The organism is Vibrio sp. ED002, from assembly GCF_023277445.1.
Taxonomy (GTDB): domain Bacteria; phylum Pseudomonadota; class Gammaproteobacteria; order Enterobacterales; family Vibrionaceae; genus Vibrio; species Vibrio jasicida.
Map to the genome: position 1 here is coordinate 2,005,043 of NZ_CP080238.1, position 17,699 is coordinate 2,022,741.

15 protein-coding genes are annotated in these 17,699 nt (G+C 44.5%); 8 read left to right on the forward strand and 7 right to left on the reverse strand.

The window, feature by feature from the left end; all coding sequences use genetic code 11:
• Window positions 1-35: 35 nt before the first annotated feature.
• The gene (locus ITG12_RS09210) at window positions 36-755 is read right to left on the reverse strand and encodes an SIMPL domain-containing protein (RefSeq protein WP_038878272.1); all 720 of its coding nucleotides are present in this window, start codon (window positions 753-755) and stop codon (window positions 36-38) included.
• Between the two features lie 163 nt (window positions 756-918).
• Here ITG12_RS09210 and ITG12_RS09215 point away from each other — a divergent pair, with 163 nt between their 5' ends.
• From ITG12_RS09215 to ITG12_RS09240, 6 genes are all read left to right on the forward strand, one after another.
• On the forward strand, window positions 919-1,209 hold the full coding sequence (locus ITG12_RS09215; RefSeq protein WP_038866171.1) for a hypothetical protein: 291 nt from the start codon (window positions 919-921) through the stop codon (window positions 1,207-1,209).
• Between the two features lie 142 nt (window positions 1,210-1,351).
• Window positions 1,352-3,109 (forward strand): GNAT family N-acyltransferase, encoded by a 1,758-nt coding sequence (locus ITG12_RS09220; protein WP_248872982.1) that lies wholly within the window; start codon window positions 1,352-1,354, stop codon window positions 3,107-3,109.
• Between the two features lie 590 nt (window positions 3,110-3,699).
• Window positions 3,700-5,652, forward strand: a complete 1,953-nt coding sequence (locus ITG12_RS09225) for a PTS mannitol transporter subunit IICBA (protein ID WP_063344050.1) — start codon at window positions 3,700-3,702, stop codon at window positions 5,650-5,652.
• Window positions 5,653-5,766: 114 nt separating this feature from the next.
• Window positions 5,767-6,915, forward strand: coding sequence for a mannitol-1-phosphate 5-dehydrogenase (locus ITG12_RS09230; RefSeq protein WP_042599767.1), 1,149 nt, complete (start codon window positions 5,767-5,769; stop codon window positions 6,913-6,915).
• Window positions 6,916-7,000: 85 nt separating this feature from the next.
• The gene (locus ITG12_RS09235; protein WP_005437418.1) at window positions 7,001-7,531 is read left to right on the forward strand and encodes an MltR family transcriptional regulator; all 531 of its coding nucleotides are present in this window, start codon (window positions 7,001-7,003) and stop codon (window positions 7,529-7,531) included.
• Window positions 7,532-7,639: 108 nt separating this feature from the next.
• A complete protein-coding gene (locus tag ITG12_RS09240) occupies window positions 7,640-8,284 on the forward strand; it encodes an HAD family phosphatase (RefSeq protein ID WP_248872983.1) in 645 nt (214 codons plus the stop codon).
• Here the strand turns inward: ITG12_RS09240 and ITG12_RS09245 are convergent.
• From ITG12_RS09245 to ITG12_RS09270, 6 genes are all read right to left on the reverse strand, one after another.
• Complete coding sequence (locus ITG12_RS09245) at window positions 8,238-9,632, reverse strand: heavy metal sensor histidine kinase (RefSeq protein WP_248872984.1); 1,395 nt, start codon at window positions 9,630-9,632, stop codon at window positions 8,238-8,240. The genes ITG12_RS09240 and ITG12_RS09245 overlap by 47 nt on opposite strands.
• Window positions 9,625-10,314 (reverse strand): heavy metal response regulator transcription factor, encoded by a 690-nt coding sequence (locus ITG12_RS09250; RefSeq protein ID WP_005437415.1) that lies wholly within the window; start codon window positions 10,312-10,314, stop codon window positions 9,625-9,627. The genes ITG12_RS09245 and ITG12_RS09250 overlap by 8 nt, the downstream gene beginning before the upstream one ends.
• A gap of 94 nt (window positions 10,315-10,408) precedes the next feature.
• The gene (locus ITG12_RS09255; protein WP_042599770.1) at window positions 10,409-10,786 is read right to left on the reverse strand and encodes a DUF3316 domain-containing protein; all 378 of its coding nucleotides are present in this window, start codon (window positions 10,784-10,786) and stop codon (window positions 10,409-10,411) included.
• Window positions 10,787-10,917: 131 nt separating this feature from the next.
• Window positions 10,918-12,033: a DUF481 domain-containing protein gene (locus tag ITG12_RS09260; protein WP_248872985.1), complete on the reverse strand. Its 1,116-nt coding sequence runs from the start codon at window positions 12,031-12,033 to the stop codon at window positions 10,918-10,920.
• 221 nt (window positions 12,034-12,254) lie between these two features.
• The gene (glmS, locus tag ITG12_RS09265) at window positions 12,255-14,087 is read right to left on the reverse strand and encodes a glutamine--fructose-6-phosphate transaminase (isomerizing) (RefSeq protein ID WP_038866157.1); all 1,833 of its coding nucleotides are present in this window, start codon (window positions 14,085-14,087) and stop codon (window positions 12,255-12,257) included.
• 115 nt (window positions 14,088-14,202) lie between these two features.
• Window positions 14,203-14,964, reverse strand: coding sequence for a DeoR family transcriptional regulator (locus ITG12_RS09270; RefSeq protein ID WP_038866154.1), 762 nt, complete (start codon window positions 14,962-14,964; stop codon window positions 14,203-14,205).
• A 432-nt stretch (window positions 14,965-15,396) separates the two neighbouring features.
• On the opposite strand from ITG12_RS09270, the gene pykF reads away from it, so the two are divergent.
• Both pykF and ITG12_RS09280 read left to right on the forward strand, forming a co-directional pair.
• On the forward strand, window positions 15,397-16,809 hold the full coding sequence (pykF, locus tag ITG12_RS09275; RefSeq protein WP_038866152.1) for a pyruvate kinase PykF: 1,413 nt from the start codon (window positions 15,397-15,399) through the stop codon (window positions 16,807-16,809).
• Window positions 16,810-16,961: 152 nt separating this feature from the next.
• Window positions 16,962-17,633: a GntR family transcriptional regulator gene (locus tag ITG12_RS09280; RefSeq protein ID WP_081094899.1), complete on the forward strand. Its 672-nt coding sequence runs from the start codon at window positions 16,962-16,964 to the stop codon at window positions 17,631-17,633.
• Window positions 17,634-17,699: the final 66 nt, after the last annotated feature.

The following is a 17,699-nucleotide window of genomic DNA, read 5'->3' on the forward strand; positions in this document are numbered from 1 at the left end:
TTACTTTTTTATTCAGTGGATAGAAAGACGTAGAGTTAATCCGACAAGTAATATTGAACGGTTGAAACAACGCGTACTTTTTTAATATAAGGTGTGTTGCTATCACGATCGTAAATGGAAAACTGACCTTGCGTCGCACGCTTGATTTTACCAAGCGAGCTTTGTGAATCTTTCGCGAACTTCTCTGCCACTTCACGAGCGTTCTTAGTCGCTTCTTCAATCATGTCTGGCTTGATGTCATTAAGCTTAGTAAAACTGTATTCAATGCGATTTGCATAAGGATCTTGGTTAAGCAACACACCCTGTTTGCCTAGCTCACCGATTTCATTGATAGCCGCTCTAACGACATCAATGTTCTGGCTGTAGACCGTCACCGTTCGATTGGCTAAGTAACGATACTCAATATCCTGTTCGTTGCTATATTGCTGTGCTTTGCGGTCTGTTACGGCTGGAGAGGATAACGAGAAGTTGGATTCATCCAGTCCCTTTGCTGCGAGAAAATCGAGTACTAGCTTCGTCTGTTGATCAATCTCATCAAACATCGTCGGCAAGTCATTACTCGCTACGGTAAACTGAATCGGCCAAATCACCGTATCCGCGGGGTACTCACGTTCAGATAGCCCTTTCACGGTAACCACTCGCTCGTAAGCTTTGTACTTAATCGCCGTCTGTTGGATAAAAAAGCCCAGGACACCAAGACCAATGATCAGGCTTAACCCCAGCCATACTGACGACTTATTGGTAATTCGCTCCATTCATACTCCTAATTTCGCTCAATCAATCAATTTGTTATGTCGATAAGATAGTCTAGTTATGGCAATAAAATAGCGACCGAAAGCTAAATTTGTGTCATATCGCTCGAAATGATGAGCTCGATAACATAAAATCGAACAGTGTTTTATTTTTGAGTTTATCAGTATGTTGAAAACAAAATTAATATTGCTCTGTGGACTGCTGATCTCCAGCTTTTGTGTCAGTGCCAACGAGTTTGCAGCTGAAGAATCATTAGCTGAAGAGCAAGTCACTAATGAAAACACCATTGAAGAAAATGCACAGGCTTGTTCAGAAGAATCGTGCACGGGCAAAGGTTTTGATGGACGCATACTGCTAGAAAACGAACCCACTAAGCAGGTGCTGAGCTCGCTAGAAAGCCTGGGTGAAACACTCAACTCTCTTAGTATCCTCATGTTTGCTGGTGATAAAGCTTAAATTTCTCAATACCACCTTCATTATGCTTCGCCTTTGGTCAACAAAGCGTCACCACTTTGTCACCAAAGGCTCATGTTTTTGCCTCTGAACTGTCATCTGTAATTTCTACTATCCAATCAGCAACTTATACGCTGAGGTAAATATGGATAGTTCAACCCCTTTTCGTCTCCCCCGTAAAACGCCTTTTGGTATTGGTGAAAACGTTGCTGAATGGGCAACCGGTTTAAACCAGCTGGATAAGTTCTACGCTCAACGGCCCGTTAATGCCGATACCAAAACTTTTCTTCGCTTCACGCTGGATATCTTAGGTATCGACTATCGCATTGCTCATGGTTCACTCGATTCAGTTCCTAAACAAGGAGCGACCGTCATTGTGGCGAACCACCCGCTTGGTTGTGTGGAAGGCGTGATCTTGGCTGAATTACTGTTGATGGTCAGAGACGATATCCAAATCCTAGCCAATCAATACCTTAAAACCGTGCCGGAGTTAGATCAGCTCTTTATTGGTGTTGATGTGTTTGAAGGCAAAGACGCCGTCAAATCGAATATGAAGGCCCTGAGGGCTGCCAATAAACACCTCGCGAATGGCGGCTTGTTGCTTGTCTTTCCTGCCGGTGAAGTGTCACAGTTAGTCGATGCCAAACGCTTGGAAGACAAAGAGTGGAGTCGAAGCGTAAGCAGCTTGATCCGTAAAAACAAAGCAACGACAGTTCCAGTATTCATCAGCGGTCAAAACTCGAAACGCTTCTATATGGCAGGAAACATCCACCCACTGTTGCGTACCCTAATGCTTGGGCGAGAGCTACTAAACAAACATGCGCAAACCATCGACTTATCCTTTGGCCAAGCGATCAAATTCAAAGAACTCAACACACTTAGCGATGATCAAGTCGTGAGTTATTTACGACTCAACACTTACTTACTCAATCGTGAAACCCTATCAGTAAAACCCTCTGCTTCATCAGAACAACTCTCTCCAATAGCGGCAGGGTTACCCGTAGGCGAATTGCTTGAAGAGCTGAACAGCTTACCAAAAGAGTCCAAGCTTCTAACAAGTGGTGAGTTCGATGTTTACTGCACGGAGTCGCAGAGTATCCCTTCCCTACTGCATGAAATTGGTCGCCTACGTGAGCTCAATTTTCGACAGGTTGGCGAAGGGACGGGACTAGCAATAGACATTGACCATTTCGATCATGATTACCTGCATCTGTTTGTGTGGGACAGAGAAAACCAATGCTTGGTGGGCGCGTATCGCTTAGGTCTGGTTGATCAACTGATTGAAAAGCGCGGCGTAGCAGGTCTGTATTCACGAACGTTGTTTAACTATGACCAACGCTTTATCGACCAAATGGGTAAATCCATTGAGATGGGGCGCTCAGTGATTGCGCAGCAATATCAAAAGAGTATGAGCGCGCTACTGCTACTGTGGAAAGGCATCGCAACCTTCGTGCATCAAAACCCTGATTACACTCACCTATTTGGTCCGGTAAGCATTAGCAACGACTATAGCGATACTGCACGCCAATTGCTGGCTCAATCAATGACACTGCACCACTACGACAACAACTGCGCAGAGTACGTCACGCCTTCTAACCCACTTCCTGAGCACCACCGTGACTGGAACACCAGCATGCTTACCGCTCTGGGGGACTTACAGCTATTATCACGCGTTATTGCCAGAATCGATGAAGGAAAAGGTGTCCCCGTGTTACTGCGTCAGTACTTAAGCCTCAATGGCAAACTGGTGTGCTTCAATGTCGACCCTGCATTCAATAACGCTCTAGATGGTTTGATTACGGTAGATTTGCGCGATGTTCAAGAAAAGACGTTGGCAAGGTATATGGGACGCGAGCAAACTCATGAGTACCTCACCTACCATGCTAATAGCAACCATAAGTAAGAGCAGTGAGTAAGAAGAGAGTTGTGAGTCAATAAAAAGCAGTGTAGCGACTCTCTTTTACTTTCTATCAATTAGATAAGAACACTTCGTGAAGTATGCCGAAAAGACTCTTATAAATACATTCTATCGAAGAGTCGCAATGACATTGATCACTCCAATCCCGTCGCAAACTTTCACAAAATACCAAAAGCGACTCAGATCACATTTCAGACCCAAACCAAATCAACACAAAATGTGATATTGATCGTTACTGGTATTTAATTTGAATTTCAAAAGAAATCAAAAGTGATCAAAGTCACAAAGTATTTTGATTTTAAATTTGTCAGAAGATCGAATTGATCACTAAGATTTTTATTGACAGATTTGAAAGTGGCTTTTTGTTATTAAGTTACAAGTTAATAAGTTGAACTTGGTCACTTAAAAACCGTTTCTCAGCCTAAGAAATGCGGGCGTAGATCACGAAAAACCCGTTGTCAGTTCCAATTGGAAAATGTGTGGTAAATTGATTGGGTACTAAGCAATCAAACAAACGGTTTTGGCGAACCGTTTACTACAACAAGATTCATCAGAACATCGAACGGGGAATTGTTATGATATCACCAGATGCCAAGATCAAGATACAAAATTTTGGTCGTTTTCTGTCAAACATGGTAATGCCAAACATCGGCGCGTTTATCGCGTGGGGCTTTATCACTGCTCTATTTATCCCAACTGGATGGCTACCAAACGAAACGTTAGCCTCTATGGTTGGCCCAATGATTACCTACTTGCTGCCACTGCTTATCGGTTACACCGGTGGTAAATTAGTTGGTGGCGATCGTGGTGCGGTAGTCGGTGCAATCACAACAATGGGTGTGATTGTCGGCACAGACATCCCAATGTTTATGGGTGCAATGATGGTCGGCCCAATGGGCGGCTGGGCTATCAAGAAATTCGATAACTACATCGATGGTAAAGTAAAAAGTGGCTTCGAGATGTTGGTTAACAACTTCTCTGCGGGCATCATCGGCATGCTATGTGCGATCCTTGCTTTCATCTTTATCGGTCCATTCGTAAAAATTCTTTCTGGTGGCTTGGCGGCAGGCGTTAACTTCCTAGTTTCTGCTCATCTACTACCACTGACTTCAATCTTCGTTGAACCTGCGAAGATCCTGTTCCTAAACAACGCGATCAACCACGGTATCTTCTCTCCACTAGGTATCCAACAAGCGTCTGAGACAGGTCAATCGATCTTCTTCCTCATCGAAGCAAACCCAGGTCCTGGTCTAGGTATCCTGCTAGCTTACATGGTGTTTGGTAAAGGTACAGCTCGTCAAACTGCAGGTGGTGCATCAATCATCCACTTCTTCGGCGGTATCCACGAGATTTACTTCCCATACATCCTAATGAACCCTCGCCTAATCCTTGCGGCTATCGCAGGCGGTATGACTGGCGTATTCGTTCTAACTATCTTTAACGCAGGTATTGTTTCTCCAGCATCACCAGGTTCAATCTTTGCAATCTTGTTGATGACTCAGAAAGGCTCAATCGTTGGTGTTCTAGCGTCCATCGCAGCAGCAACAGGCGTGTCATTCGCCGTAGCAGCACTGCTAATGAAAACTCAAACGTCAACAGAAGAAGACGGTGATGAAGCAGCACTAGAGAAAGCAACATCACAAATGAAAGACATGAAATCTGCATCTAAAAACGATGCGGTGGTAAACAGCCAAAGCAAAGGTGACGTAGACCTAGCGACAGTACAAAGCATCATTGTCGCTTGTGATGCGGGCATGGGCTCAAGCGCCATGGGTGCGAGCATGCTACGCAAAAAAGTTCAAGACGCGGGTCTGAACGTCCACGTAACCAACCTTGCTATCAATAGCTTACCAGAGAGTGCAGATATCGTGATTACTCATAAAGACTTAACGGATCGTGCACGTAAGCATGCTCCAAACGCACACCACATTTCATTGACGAACTTCCTAGACAGCGAAATGTACAACCAGCTAGTAACTAAATTGCTAGCCGCTCAAAAACAATCCGCAGCCAATGACGACCAGATGGTAAAAGTATCGGTCATGGCTGCGAACGATGACAGCTTTGAACAACAGCAACCATCGGTATTCCAAATTCAGCGCGAAAACATTCACCTAGGTTTGAAAGCAACCAACAAAGAAGAAGCGATTCGCTTTGCAGGTAACAAGCTGGTTGAACTAGGCTACGCAGAACCAGAGTACGTAGACGCAATGTTTGAACGTGAAGCACTGGTTTCAACCTACTTAGGCGAATCTATCGCAGTACCTCACGGCACCGTTGAAGCGAAAGACCGCGTGAAGAAAACCGGCATTGTAATCTGCCAATACCCATCGGGTATCCAATTTACTGAAGATGACGACGATGTAGCGAAACTGGTTATCGGTATTGCCGCTAAGAACGATGAACACATCCAAGTAATCACCACCATTACGAACGCGCTCGATGAGCCGGAAGCAATTGAGAAGCTAACTAGCACCAACGATGTGGAAGAGATTCTGAACATCCTTGGCGGCCAGCAAGCGGCTTAATCACTCCCTTTAATTTGCTCCTGAGCAAACCGAGGTCAGCTGTCACCCCCTATGCGGTTGGCCTCACCCTAGATTCGTTTTAGTCAACATTTTAGACATTGGTAGGTAAGAATTATGAAAAACGCAGTTCATTTTGGCGCAGGTAACATTGGTCGTGGCTTCATCGGTAAACTATTAGCAGACGCAGAAGTCGAGGTGACGTTCGCAGACGTTGACGCTCCACTCGTCGACCAACTGAGTCACAAGCAAGAATACAAAGTAAAAGTGGTCGGTACTGAGTGCCAAATCGACACAGTAACTCACGTCACCGCGGTTAACTCAGCCAGTGAAGATGTCATCGACCGCATTGTAAAAACCGACTTGGTAACAACAGCAGTGGGCCCTAACGTACTGGACATCATTGCAAAAACCATCGCTACCGGCATTGCTAAGCGCTTTGCAGCAGGTAACGATAAACCATTGAACATCATCGCGTGTGAAAACATGGTTCGTGGCACCACACACCTAAAAGGTGAAGTGTACAAACACTTGGATGAATCATTGCACGCAAAAGCGGACGAGTTGGTTGGCTTTGTCGATTCAGCGGTAGACCGCATCGTACCACCAGCAGAAGCGGCGAACGATGACCCACTAGAAGTGACGGTAGAAAGCTTTAGCGAATGGATTGTGGATGAGCAGCAATTCAAGGGCGAAATCCCTGACATCGCAGGCATGGAAAGAACCAACAACCTAATGGCATTTGTAGAACGCAAGCTGTTCACTCTCAATACAGGTCACTGTATTACCGCTTACTTAGGTTGCTTGAAAGGCCATCGCACTATTCGTGAAGCGATTGAAGACCCAAGCATTCATGCTGAAGTAAAACAGGCGATGCAAGAGAGTGGTGAAGTGCTGATCAAACGTTACGGCTTCGACCGTGACATGCACAACGCCTACATCGAGAAGATTCTAGGACGCTTTGCCAACCCTTACTTAGTGGATGAGGTTGATCGCGTAGGTCGCCAACCAATTCGCAAATTAGGTGCAAACGATAGATTAGTGAAGCCTTTACTCGGTACAATTGAGTATGGCACTGAAAATAAAACACTTTTGAAAGGCATTGCCGCTGCGTTGAAGTACACTAACGACACTGACCCACAAGCCGTAGAGCTACAAAACTCATTAAAAGAAGTGGGCGTGAAGAAGACGCTAGCGACATACACAGGTCTTGCAGAAAACAGTGCTGAAGTGACTCAAATCGAGACACTTTATAACCAACTTTGATTTACCTAGGGGAGCTTAGCTCCCCTTCTATATCCATCTCCATTGAAGAGTTGGAATAGCTAATAATTAGAAATGTATTCAGTATATGGCAGATAACATCAACGAAACCGAGATCATTGAGCGATTAAACAGCGCACCATCGGTACGAGGCTTTTTCATTGCAGCAGTCGACGTTTTTAACGATTCGATCGACGGGTTAGTGCAAAGAATTTTTCGTAAAGATAACTTCGCTGTTCAATCGGTTGTCGGTCCGCTGTTACAAGACTCGGGACCGCTGGGCGATCTGTCTGTTCGTTTGAAGTTATTGTTTGGCTTGGGTGTGCTTCCCGATGATATTTACCACGACATCGAAGACATCATTAAGCTCAAAAACCATCTCAATAGCGACGCTTCTGACTATGAGTTCACTGACCCTAATATTCTAGATCCAATCAAAAAGCTGCATTTGGTGAAGAAGATGGGCATGGTGCAACTGGAAGTCAACGAACCAGATGACGACATCGACCTTGAGTTTTATCAGCTACAACTGCAACGTCAGCAACAAATCATTAAGTCAGGGCTCTCACTAGCCATTGTCGAGATCTGCAATGAACTCGGCAAAGAGAGCCCATTCTAACGCCACATTTTATACCCAAGCTACCTTCAAAAGGATTCGAGGTTGCTTAGGTATAACAAGATAACAACGTCAGCCGCTCTACACCCAAAAACGTAGGAGCCCTACCCAATGTTAAAAGCTGTACTTTTTGATATGGATGGACTGATTTTCGATACCGAATCCATCTATAAACAAAGTTGGCAATACGCCGCTACCGAACAAGGCTTAACCATCACCGATGATTTCTACCAACAGTTCATCGGTGTCCAAGACCCTGAATGTGAAAGAATACTCGCCGAGAATTTTCAAGACGCCATCGATATGCCGCGCTATAAAGCCGTGCGAGATGAACACTTCCATAATCTAAGAAATCAAGGCATTGCGCTCAAACCCGGATTCGACGCACTGTTTTATACCATCAAACAGCATGACTTATTAACCGCGATTGTCACCTCTTCTCACCTTCCAGAGGTAAAACACAATTTCGCGGGCAGCGAGTACCTTGCGCAGTTCGATTTGGTGATTACCGCCGAAGATGTGGAGCGCGGTAAACCAAACCCTGATTGCTATCAAATGGCTTATCGCCACTTGGGGGTGGACGCCAAGCAGTGCTTAGTATTGGAAGATTCGAACAACGGCATCAAAGCCGCACTCGCTGCAGAATGCCAAGCTGTAATGATTCCGGATTTACTTCCACCTCTGCCAGAGCTCAAAGACAAAGTCATTATTAAAGCGTCTCTTGAAGAAGTGATTCCCCTTCTGAGTCAGTTTTAGCCGCTGGAAGTATCAAGCAAAACTGGGTTTGGCCATCTTCTGAAATGACGCTGATGCTTCCATCGTAGGCGTGAACAATCGATTGAGTGATAGACAAACCCAGCCCGGCTCCCACGCTACCTGAATGTTGACGAGACTTGTCGACCCGATAAAAACGGTCAAACAGATACGGTAGGTTTTGCTTGGGAATTGCCTCACCAACGTTGCTGACGGTTATCTTCACAAGTTCATCAACCTGCTCAATATCAACCGAAATCGTCGTCTCGTCATACGCATGACGAATCGCGTTGGATAATAAGTTACTGATAGCGCGTTCAAACATGTTTCGGTCCATATACAACATCGCCTCTCCTGAAGCGGTAATGGCCAACGCTGAATCTTCCGCTAGTATTTCGAAATACTCGATCAAATGAGCCACTTGTTCATGAGCCGCGAAGTGCTCGTTGTGTCGATGGATCAGTTTGTTTTCTGCTTTGGCGATATACAGTAAGTCATTGATGGTTTTGGTTATCCGTTCAAGCTCTTCCAAAGTAGAAGCAATCGCTTCTTGATATTCCTCAGAACTGCGTGCAGCGCCAAGGATTACTTGGTTTTGAGTAGTGATGTTAGTTAGCGGCGTTTTAAGCTCATGAGCAATATCAGAGGAGAACTCACTCAAACGATGAAAGCCGGTTTGTAATCGATCCAACATCGCATTGTGCTTTATCGCTAACTCTCTTAGCTCGATAGGTAACGTCTCAGGGTCAATACGAATATCTAACTGTTCAGGAGTAATATGTTGGATGTGTTTGTTTAAGGTAAGAATCGGCCTCAAACCTCGATTTACAATGGTTCGGCTATACAGAGCAGAAGCTAAAAACGCGAAGCCCAACGACCAGAATAGAATCCACCCCAGTTTATTGAGGAACAGTATATGATGGTTAATACTGGTGCCTATCACCACAGTGACATCTTTGGCTTTAAAGGCGAAGGCTCGAATATCCAAAGAGTCTTCATGCCACTCAATTGCGTTGTTTTGATTCAAAATCTGTGGCGAACTCAGCGTGAGAGACAGTTTGTTAGGAATAGAAAGGGTCGAGTTTTTGTAGGTCTGCTCTCCCTCCTCAAACGCCCACATGTAAGCGGAGCTGTTGTCGATAAGCAGATAAGCCGACTCAGGAGAAACCATCATGGTCTTCTCTATCGCATTATATTTGCTGACCATTTCGTTATAGTCTTGAGTAAAGAAATGGCGCTCGATGATGTAATAGAGAATAAAGGCTAAAGCGAGGTACACCACCAGCGTCGTGCCGACAAACATCAGCACGAGTTTGTTTTGCATAGACAGGTTGGCAGGGCGCTTAAACATCTGGCGCTTCCAGCTTATATCCCATCCCTCTAATGGTATGAATTAGAGGCGTTTCAAATGGCTTGTCGACTTTATTGCGCAGTCGTTTGATAGCAACATCAATAACGTTTGTATCACTATCAAAGTTCATGTCCCAAACCAATGACGCAATGGTGGTTCGCGATAACACCTGACCTTCTTTACGCATCAGCAGTTCAAGCAGCGCGTACTCCTTTGCCGTTAGCGTAATACTTTGCCCGCCTCGCGTTGCTACTCGCTTCATCATATCGAGCTCTAAATCGGCAATTTGCAGTGTCTGAGAGGAGGTCTGTACACGAGAGGAAGTGTGATGACGAAAGACATTCTGAATACGTGCCAGCAGCTCAGCAAACGCATAAGGTTTTACTACGTAGTCGTTGGCTCCTAACTCAAAGCCACGCACGCGATCTTCTATCTGCTCTTTGGCAGTAAGCATGATAACCGGGGTATGAATGTCGCTACTGCGCAGCGTGTTGAGCACTTGCCAACCATCGAGCTTGGGCAGCATGATGTCGAGAAGAATAAGATCATAAGGTTCACTGGTTGCGTGATACAAACCATCGACACCGTCGCGAACCCAATCAACAACGTAGCCTGATTCCACCAGCCCTTTTTGTAAGTATTCCCCTGCTTTTACTTCATCTTCGACAATCAGTAGTTTCAATTTCAGCCCTCTATCTCAACGGGGTGCGCTCGGCATTCGCGATCACAAAAAGAGTACGACACAAATTGCATCATACTCTTTTCATTCCATATTTTTATCGATTACTGTCGCGCTGCGCGTAGTTCACTTTTACGTTCACAGTACCTTGATATTCCAATTGTCCCTGCTCATTCATGCGCTCTTGTACCGTAACAAAACCACCGTCTTGAAGGTGCGTGCTGTTTCTTGCGACATCGAAAGTCACGATGTTCAACTCTTTATTGAGCTCATGAGACGACATGTCTTTTAAAGAGTTTAGTTCAGCTAAGGCTTGTTGATAGGCCGCATCTGAGGTTGCTGTTGGCTCAACAGAAATGGTCTTCATTTCTTCACGGCTAATGTATTTTCCACCAGTGAAAGTCGGTTGAGCGAATGCTGATGCGCTAGTGATTGCCATTGTTGTTACAAGGAGAGCGGTTTTCAGTGCTTTCATGTTGATGACCTTTGAGTGTGTTTGTTTTCAATGGCTTCATTATTCAACAACGCACCTGACATCAATCTATCGTGAAGATGACATTTTTGTCATAAACCAAAATAGCGATTGATTACTGATAATCAGCTTACTCAGATCTCGTAAGTCAGACCGAAATGGAACTTATAGTCGTCTTTCTCTGGTACGGCACCTTCTGCATCGGCTTTGGTATCGGAGATATGGTCCCAAACGGCTTTAATGCTGAGTTCAAGATCATCAACCAGATCGATATCAAAACCAAGCTCGTTGGTATGACGAGCACCACCCGCATCATTGCTCGCCCAATTGAGGTTGTAGGTATGACTGAAATCGATGTCGTCTGTCAGTTCATACTCAAAATTGGATTCGAAGGTTAAAGTGTTACTGGTCGCATCGCCTAACTCCCCTTCTTCTACCGTTTTAAAGTCGGTGTACTGGTAACCCGGACCGATAGAAACATCCCATTCTGTCTGCGAATTGGCAATGATGAAATAACCCATCTGCATCGAGGCGTTGACTTGGTAATCAATATTTTGGAACTCATCACTAAGCAGCGAGAGCTTAAGTGGCCTAAAAAATAGACGGTTGCTTAGGTAAATGTCGTAGGAGCCATCAAACGAACTGTTGTTCGCTGTGGTCTCATCATTGGTCTTGGAGTTTTCGTGTTTGGCTTTTAGCTTGGTGCGCGATCCCACCGTGTTCCGTTCTGCATCGACTTCACCTAACAGTGAAAACTCATCCGTGTTGCCTTTGCTTATGTCCAACCCTAAAAAGATCTCGGTAGTCCAATGATCAGAATCTTTCTCAGCTCCTCGATAGATCGAAACCACGTCGGAAACAGGGAACGACAATTCTTCTCCATCATTAATCAAATATAATTCGTCTTCACGAATCGACAAATAGCCATCGTAGATGTCACCACTAGAAGTCCGGATGGTAAAGAAACTTGCCGTTTCTAACACCGCAATGTCTTCCAGTTCGATCTCTTGATCGCCAAGATCATCACTATCGAATTCAACCTCTTGATCGAACGAATTGGTTTCTTCCTTGATCGTACCGGTCAATTCTCCCTTGATTACTTCGCCAGATTTGAGTTGCAACCAGTCATCGCTTTCATCGATGAATACGGTTTGGCTTTTGCGCTGTTCTGCTTGTGTTTCTTCCTCTGCCATCACTGATGGATGGTAAAGCGAGGACGCGATACATAAAGCCAAGAGTTTGATTTTCATAATGACCTTTTCAGTTCAATTGAAACCGCATCAGTGGGATTACGATAGTGATGCAGACCGCTCAACGTGTCAGAAAGTAAACAAGTGAATGTCAACGTATTGCGCATCATAACCGTGTCTACAGACATAAAAAAAGCGAAGTCATGTGACTTCGCTTTAGGTTCTGGCTACTTACATAGCACAACATAAACAAGTGTAATCTTAATCACACCTTGTATTAGTTACTCTACCGTTACCGCCTTCGCTAAGTTACGAGGTTGGTCTACGTCCGTACCTTTGATCAGTGCAACGTAGTAAGAAAGCAACTGCATTGGAATCGTGTAGTAGATTGCTGCTGTGATTTCGCTTACGTGTGGCATCTTGATGATTTTCATCGTCTCATCGCCTTCAAAGCCAGCGTCTTCATCTGCAAATACGTAAAGCAAACCACCGCGAGCACGCACTTCTTCAACGTTTGATTTCAGTTTCTCTAGAAGATCGTTACTTGGTGCAACAACCACAACTGGCATGTCAGCATCAATTAGCGCTAGAGGGCCGTGTTTCAGCTCACCTGCTGCGTACGCTTCTGCGTGAATGTAAGAGATCTCTTTCAGTTTTAGAGACGCTTCCATCGCGATTGGGTAGAACTCACCACGACCTAGGAATAGAGTGTGGTGCTTATCTGCAAAGTCTGGTGCTAGTGCTTCGATTTCTTTTTCGAAAGACAGCGCTGCGTTGATTTGCTTCGGTAGAGCGTGAAGTGCTTCAACGATCTCTTTTTCTTTCTCTTTGCTGATGCGGTTTTGTTGCTTACCAAGAGCAGTTACCAGCATCAGTAGCGCTGAAAGCTGAGTCGTAAACGCTTTAGTTGATGCCACACCGATTTCCACACCTGCACGTGTCATAAACGCAAAGTCAGACTCACGAACCAAAGAAGAGCCCGCTACGTTACAAATGGTCATTGCCGCCATGTAGCCTTTCTCTTTCGCTAGGCGAAGTGCTGCCAATGTATCGGCAGTTTCACCAGATTGAGAAAGCGTGATCAATAGGCTGTTTGGACGCGTTACAAACTTGCGGTAACGGAATTCAGAAGCGATTTCTACGTCACAGCTTACACCTGCAATGTCTTCGAACCAGTAACGCGCGGTCATACCTGCGTTGTAAGACGTACCACATGCCACGATTTGTACGTGTTCCACTTTGCTTAGGATTTCTGCCGCGTTTACACCAATTGCCTCAGTAACAACAGAATCAGCGGTGATACGACCTTCCATTGTGTTGATCAACGCAGTTGGTTGCTCGTAAATTTCTTTCTGCATGAAGTGACGGTATTGGCCTTTGTCACCCGCATCGTGTTCAGCGTTTGATTCTGTAATTTCGCGTTCTACGCGCTCACCTGTTGCATCAAATACAGTCACGTCACGACGAGTGATTTCTGCTACGTCACCTTCTTCTAGGTACATGAAACGGCGTGTTACGTTAAGGAGCGCAAGTTGGTCAGAAGCAAGGAAGTTTTCACCCACACCAAAACCAATGACGATTGGACTGCCTGAACGTGCCACTACGATGCGTGAAGGGTCTTTACGATCCAACGCTACCGTGCCGTATGCGCCATCCAATTGTTTTGCTGTCTTCTGTACCGCTTCTAGTAGCGTTTCTGAAGTGCGAAGCTCCCACTCAACCATGTGAGCGATAACTTCAGTATCCGTTTGAGATTCAAATACGTAACCACGAGATTGAAGCAGTTCACGTAGCTCTTCATGGTTTTCGATGATGCCATTGTGTACCACTGCGATGTCACCAGACATGTGTGGGTGTGCGTTCACTTCTGAAGGTTCACCGTGTGTTGCCCAACGAGTGTGCGCAATACCAGTACCACCGATCACTTTCGCTTCGTCTACTGCGTCGGCCAGCTCTTGTACCTTACCTAGACGACGAATACGCGTTAAATTTGTCTCACCATCAACAATCGCAACGCCCGCAGAGTCGTAACCGCGGTATTCCAAGCGGCGTAGGCCTTCAACTAAAATTTCTGCAACATCTCGTTGTGCTACTGCACCTACGATTCCACACATGTGTTTATCTCCGTTTGTAGTTTTGTTCTTCCCTGACCATGATTTCAAATAGAGGCAGCAAGCAAAGGCCTTTATCCAGAGGGAAGTGAAATATGAAACTGATTACATCATAAGATTAGGCGCAAATAACCTTAACGCCATGTTGTTCAATCTGTACTTTGTGTTCTGGTTGTAACTCTGCATCAGTAACCAACACATTAATTTGGTCCCAAGCGAGTTCTAAGTTCGGGATCTTACGTCCCACTTTCTCAGACTCAATCATGACAATGACTTCACGAGACACTTCTGCCATGACTTTACTTAAGCCAATTAACTCATTAAAGGTGGTAGTTCCGCGCTCTAAATCGATACCATCAGCACCAATAAATAACTGGTCGAAGTCGTAAGCACGTAATACAGATTCGGCTACTTTGCCTTGGAAGGATTCTGAGTGCGTATCCCAAGTTCCGCCTGTCATTAACAAGGTTGGTTCGCTCTCTAATTCGTTAAGTGCATTGGCGACATGCAACGAGTTGGTCATGACAACCAAGCCTCGTTTATCATTTAATTGCTGAATCAGCGCAGCCGTTGTACTGCCACTGTCGATCACAATTCGGTTATGTTCTCGGATCAGTGATGCCGCTGCTTTTGCCAGACTTAACTTTCGACTCGAAACATTTGGACTCATTTCTTCATGGATAACTTCCGTTGGAATCGCAATGGCACCACCGTAACGGCGCAAAAGTTGTCCGTTTTTCTCTAAAGAAGCTAAGTCCTTTCTAATCGTGACCTCTGAGGTTTCAAATTTTTGTGCCAGCTCATCAACGCTGACTTCCCCAAGCTCATTTACTAGGTTAGAAATGGCGTGTCTTCTTAATTGAGTGTTTCGTTTCGACATTTAAGTTTTGATTTTAAGTTTCGACTTGAAACTTATTATAGTCAAATCGAAACTTTTAAGTCCATTTATTTCGATCCAAAAAATTAATATTTCTCGTTAAAACCTTGTCCTAAGACAATTCTTAAACAGTGATATTGGATTCATTCGGTGGTAGAATTCGCCACCGAAAAGAAAAAAAATTACAGAATTGACGGTTATTTTTTTGCAACTTTCTGCATATAAAGTGGGATTAGTCACAAAAAGGTAACCAAAATCGCCGATCTTTTAGTCATAAAATGACTAAACTTGGTGAAAGACTTTCAGAATCTGAAGTTCTAATAATGAGGCGGAAAATCGGTGAATGGCAGGCACTAAATGCCATCAAAAGCGCCTAACTTCAGACTAAATAACCGACTTTCAAATTGTAACTATACTTACCGGAGAGTATCTTCCATGAAAAAGACCAAAATCGTATGTACGATTGGCCCTAAAACTGAATCTGTAGAGAAGCTAACTGAACTAGTAAACGCAGGCATGAACGTTATGCGTCTTAACTTCTCTCACGGTGATTTCGCAGAGCACGGCACTCGTATTGCGAACTTCCGCGAAGTAATGGACAAAGTAGGTAAGCAACTTGCTATCCTTCTTGATACTAAAGGCCCAGAAATCCGCACTATCAAGCTAGAAGGCGGTAACGACGTAGATCTAGTAGCTGGTCAAGAATTCACTTTCACAACTGATACTTCAGTTGTTGGTAACAAAGAGACTGTAGCGGTAACTTACGCTGGTTTCGCAGCAGACCTAAACGCTGGTAACACAATCCTAGTAGATGACGGCCTAATTGAAATGGAAGTTATCTCTACGACTGAAACAGAAGTTAAGTGTAAAGTTCTTAACAACGGCGCACTAGGCGAAAACAAAGGTGTTAACCTTCCTGGCGTTTCTGTTCAACTTCCAGCTCTTTCTGAGAAAGACAAAGCTGACCTTAAATTTGGTTGTGAGCAAGGCGTTGATTTCGTAGCTGCTTCTTTCATCCGTAAAGCATCTGACGTTAAAGAAATCCGTGAGATCCTAGACGCAAACGGCGGCAACGATATCCACATCATCTCTAAGATCGAGAACCAAGAAGGTGTAGATAACTTCGACGAAATCCTAGAGCTTTCTGACGGTATCATGGTTGCTCGTGGTGACCTAGGTGTTGAAATCCCAGCTGAAGAAGTAATCTTCGCTCAGAAAATGATGATCGAGAAGTGTAACCGTGCACGTAAGATGGTTATCACTGCAACTCAAATGCTTGATTCTATGATCAACAACCCACGTCCAACTCGTGCAGAAGCGGGTGACGTTGCGAACGCAATCATGGACGGTACTGACGCAGTAATGCTTTCTGGTGAAACTGCTAAAGGTAAGTACCCAGTTGAAGCTGTTACTATCATGGCTCAAATCGCGAACCGTACTGATTCTGCTCTTAAAGCTGAACTAGGTTCTCGTCTAGACAGCCCACGTCTTCGCATTACTGAAGCAGTATGTAAAGGCGCAGTAGACACAGCAGAAAAACTAGCAGCTCCTCTAATCATCGTTGCAACTGAAGGCGGTAAATCTGCACGTTCAGTACGTAAATACTTCCCAACTGCAAACATCATTGCACTGACAACTAACCAAAAGACAGCTGCTCAGCTTGTTCTTACTAAAGGTGTTCGTCCAGTTCTTGTTGAGTCTATCGACAGCACAGATGCTTTCTACAAAATGGGTAAAGAATACGCTCTTGAAGCTGAATTCGGCAGCAAAGGCGACATCGTTGTTATGGTTTCTGGTGCTCTAGTAGCTTCAGGCACAACGAACACAGCTTCTGTACACGTTCTATAAGACTGAAGAATTCAATCATCAGTTAAATAAAAAAGAGGGCTTCGGCCCTCTTTTTTTATATATTTAATCTTGCCCTCATAATCAGTACGCTGTATTATCAATCACAACCGAACTACGTACTGTTTAGTTGTCGTTACGATAATAAAAATTTCATGAGGTTGCTTGTGTCCAGTCCTACCCTTACCGATAAAGTTGCAAAAATGATCTGTCAGGACATCCTGACTGGTGAACTCAAACCAAGTCAAAAGCTTGTAGTTGCTGATCTGAAAGTGAAGTACAACGTAGGTGCATCACCTATTCGCGAAGCACTTGTACAACTGTCTTGGAGCAAGTATGTAAAGCTTGAACCGCAAAAAGGCTGTTGGGTTGCCCCAGTCTGTAAAAAGGAGCTGAATGACCTTTACGAAAGCCTTCGTGTTGTTTCTTCTGTTCTGCTTAAGAAGGCGATTTTAGCGGGTGATGAGAGCTGGGAACTGGATGTATTGACGTCATACCACAAATTGTCTCGCCTGAACTTCGATGAAACTTTCTGCTGGAAAGAGTGGGAAGAACGCCACCATCAATTCCATATTTCTCTATTGGAAGGAGCAGACTCTAAGAACATGTTTGACTTCTTCAGTGACCTGATCAATCAGATCAAGCGTTACCGTTACTTCGCAATGCAAACATTAAGCTCAGAAAAGGATGTACTGTTCAACATTGATGAGCATGAGATGATCATGAAGTTGGTACTGGCGAAGAACAGCGAAGAAGCTATGGACTTACTTGATAAGCACTTGCTAAGCTCAATGGAGCGTATTGAATTGGCGATTGAAACCGCTTAAATCGCACAAAGTCTAGCCATAAAAAAATCGGGAAGTACCCGATTTTTTTGTATTCGCCTTCAAAGC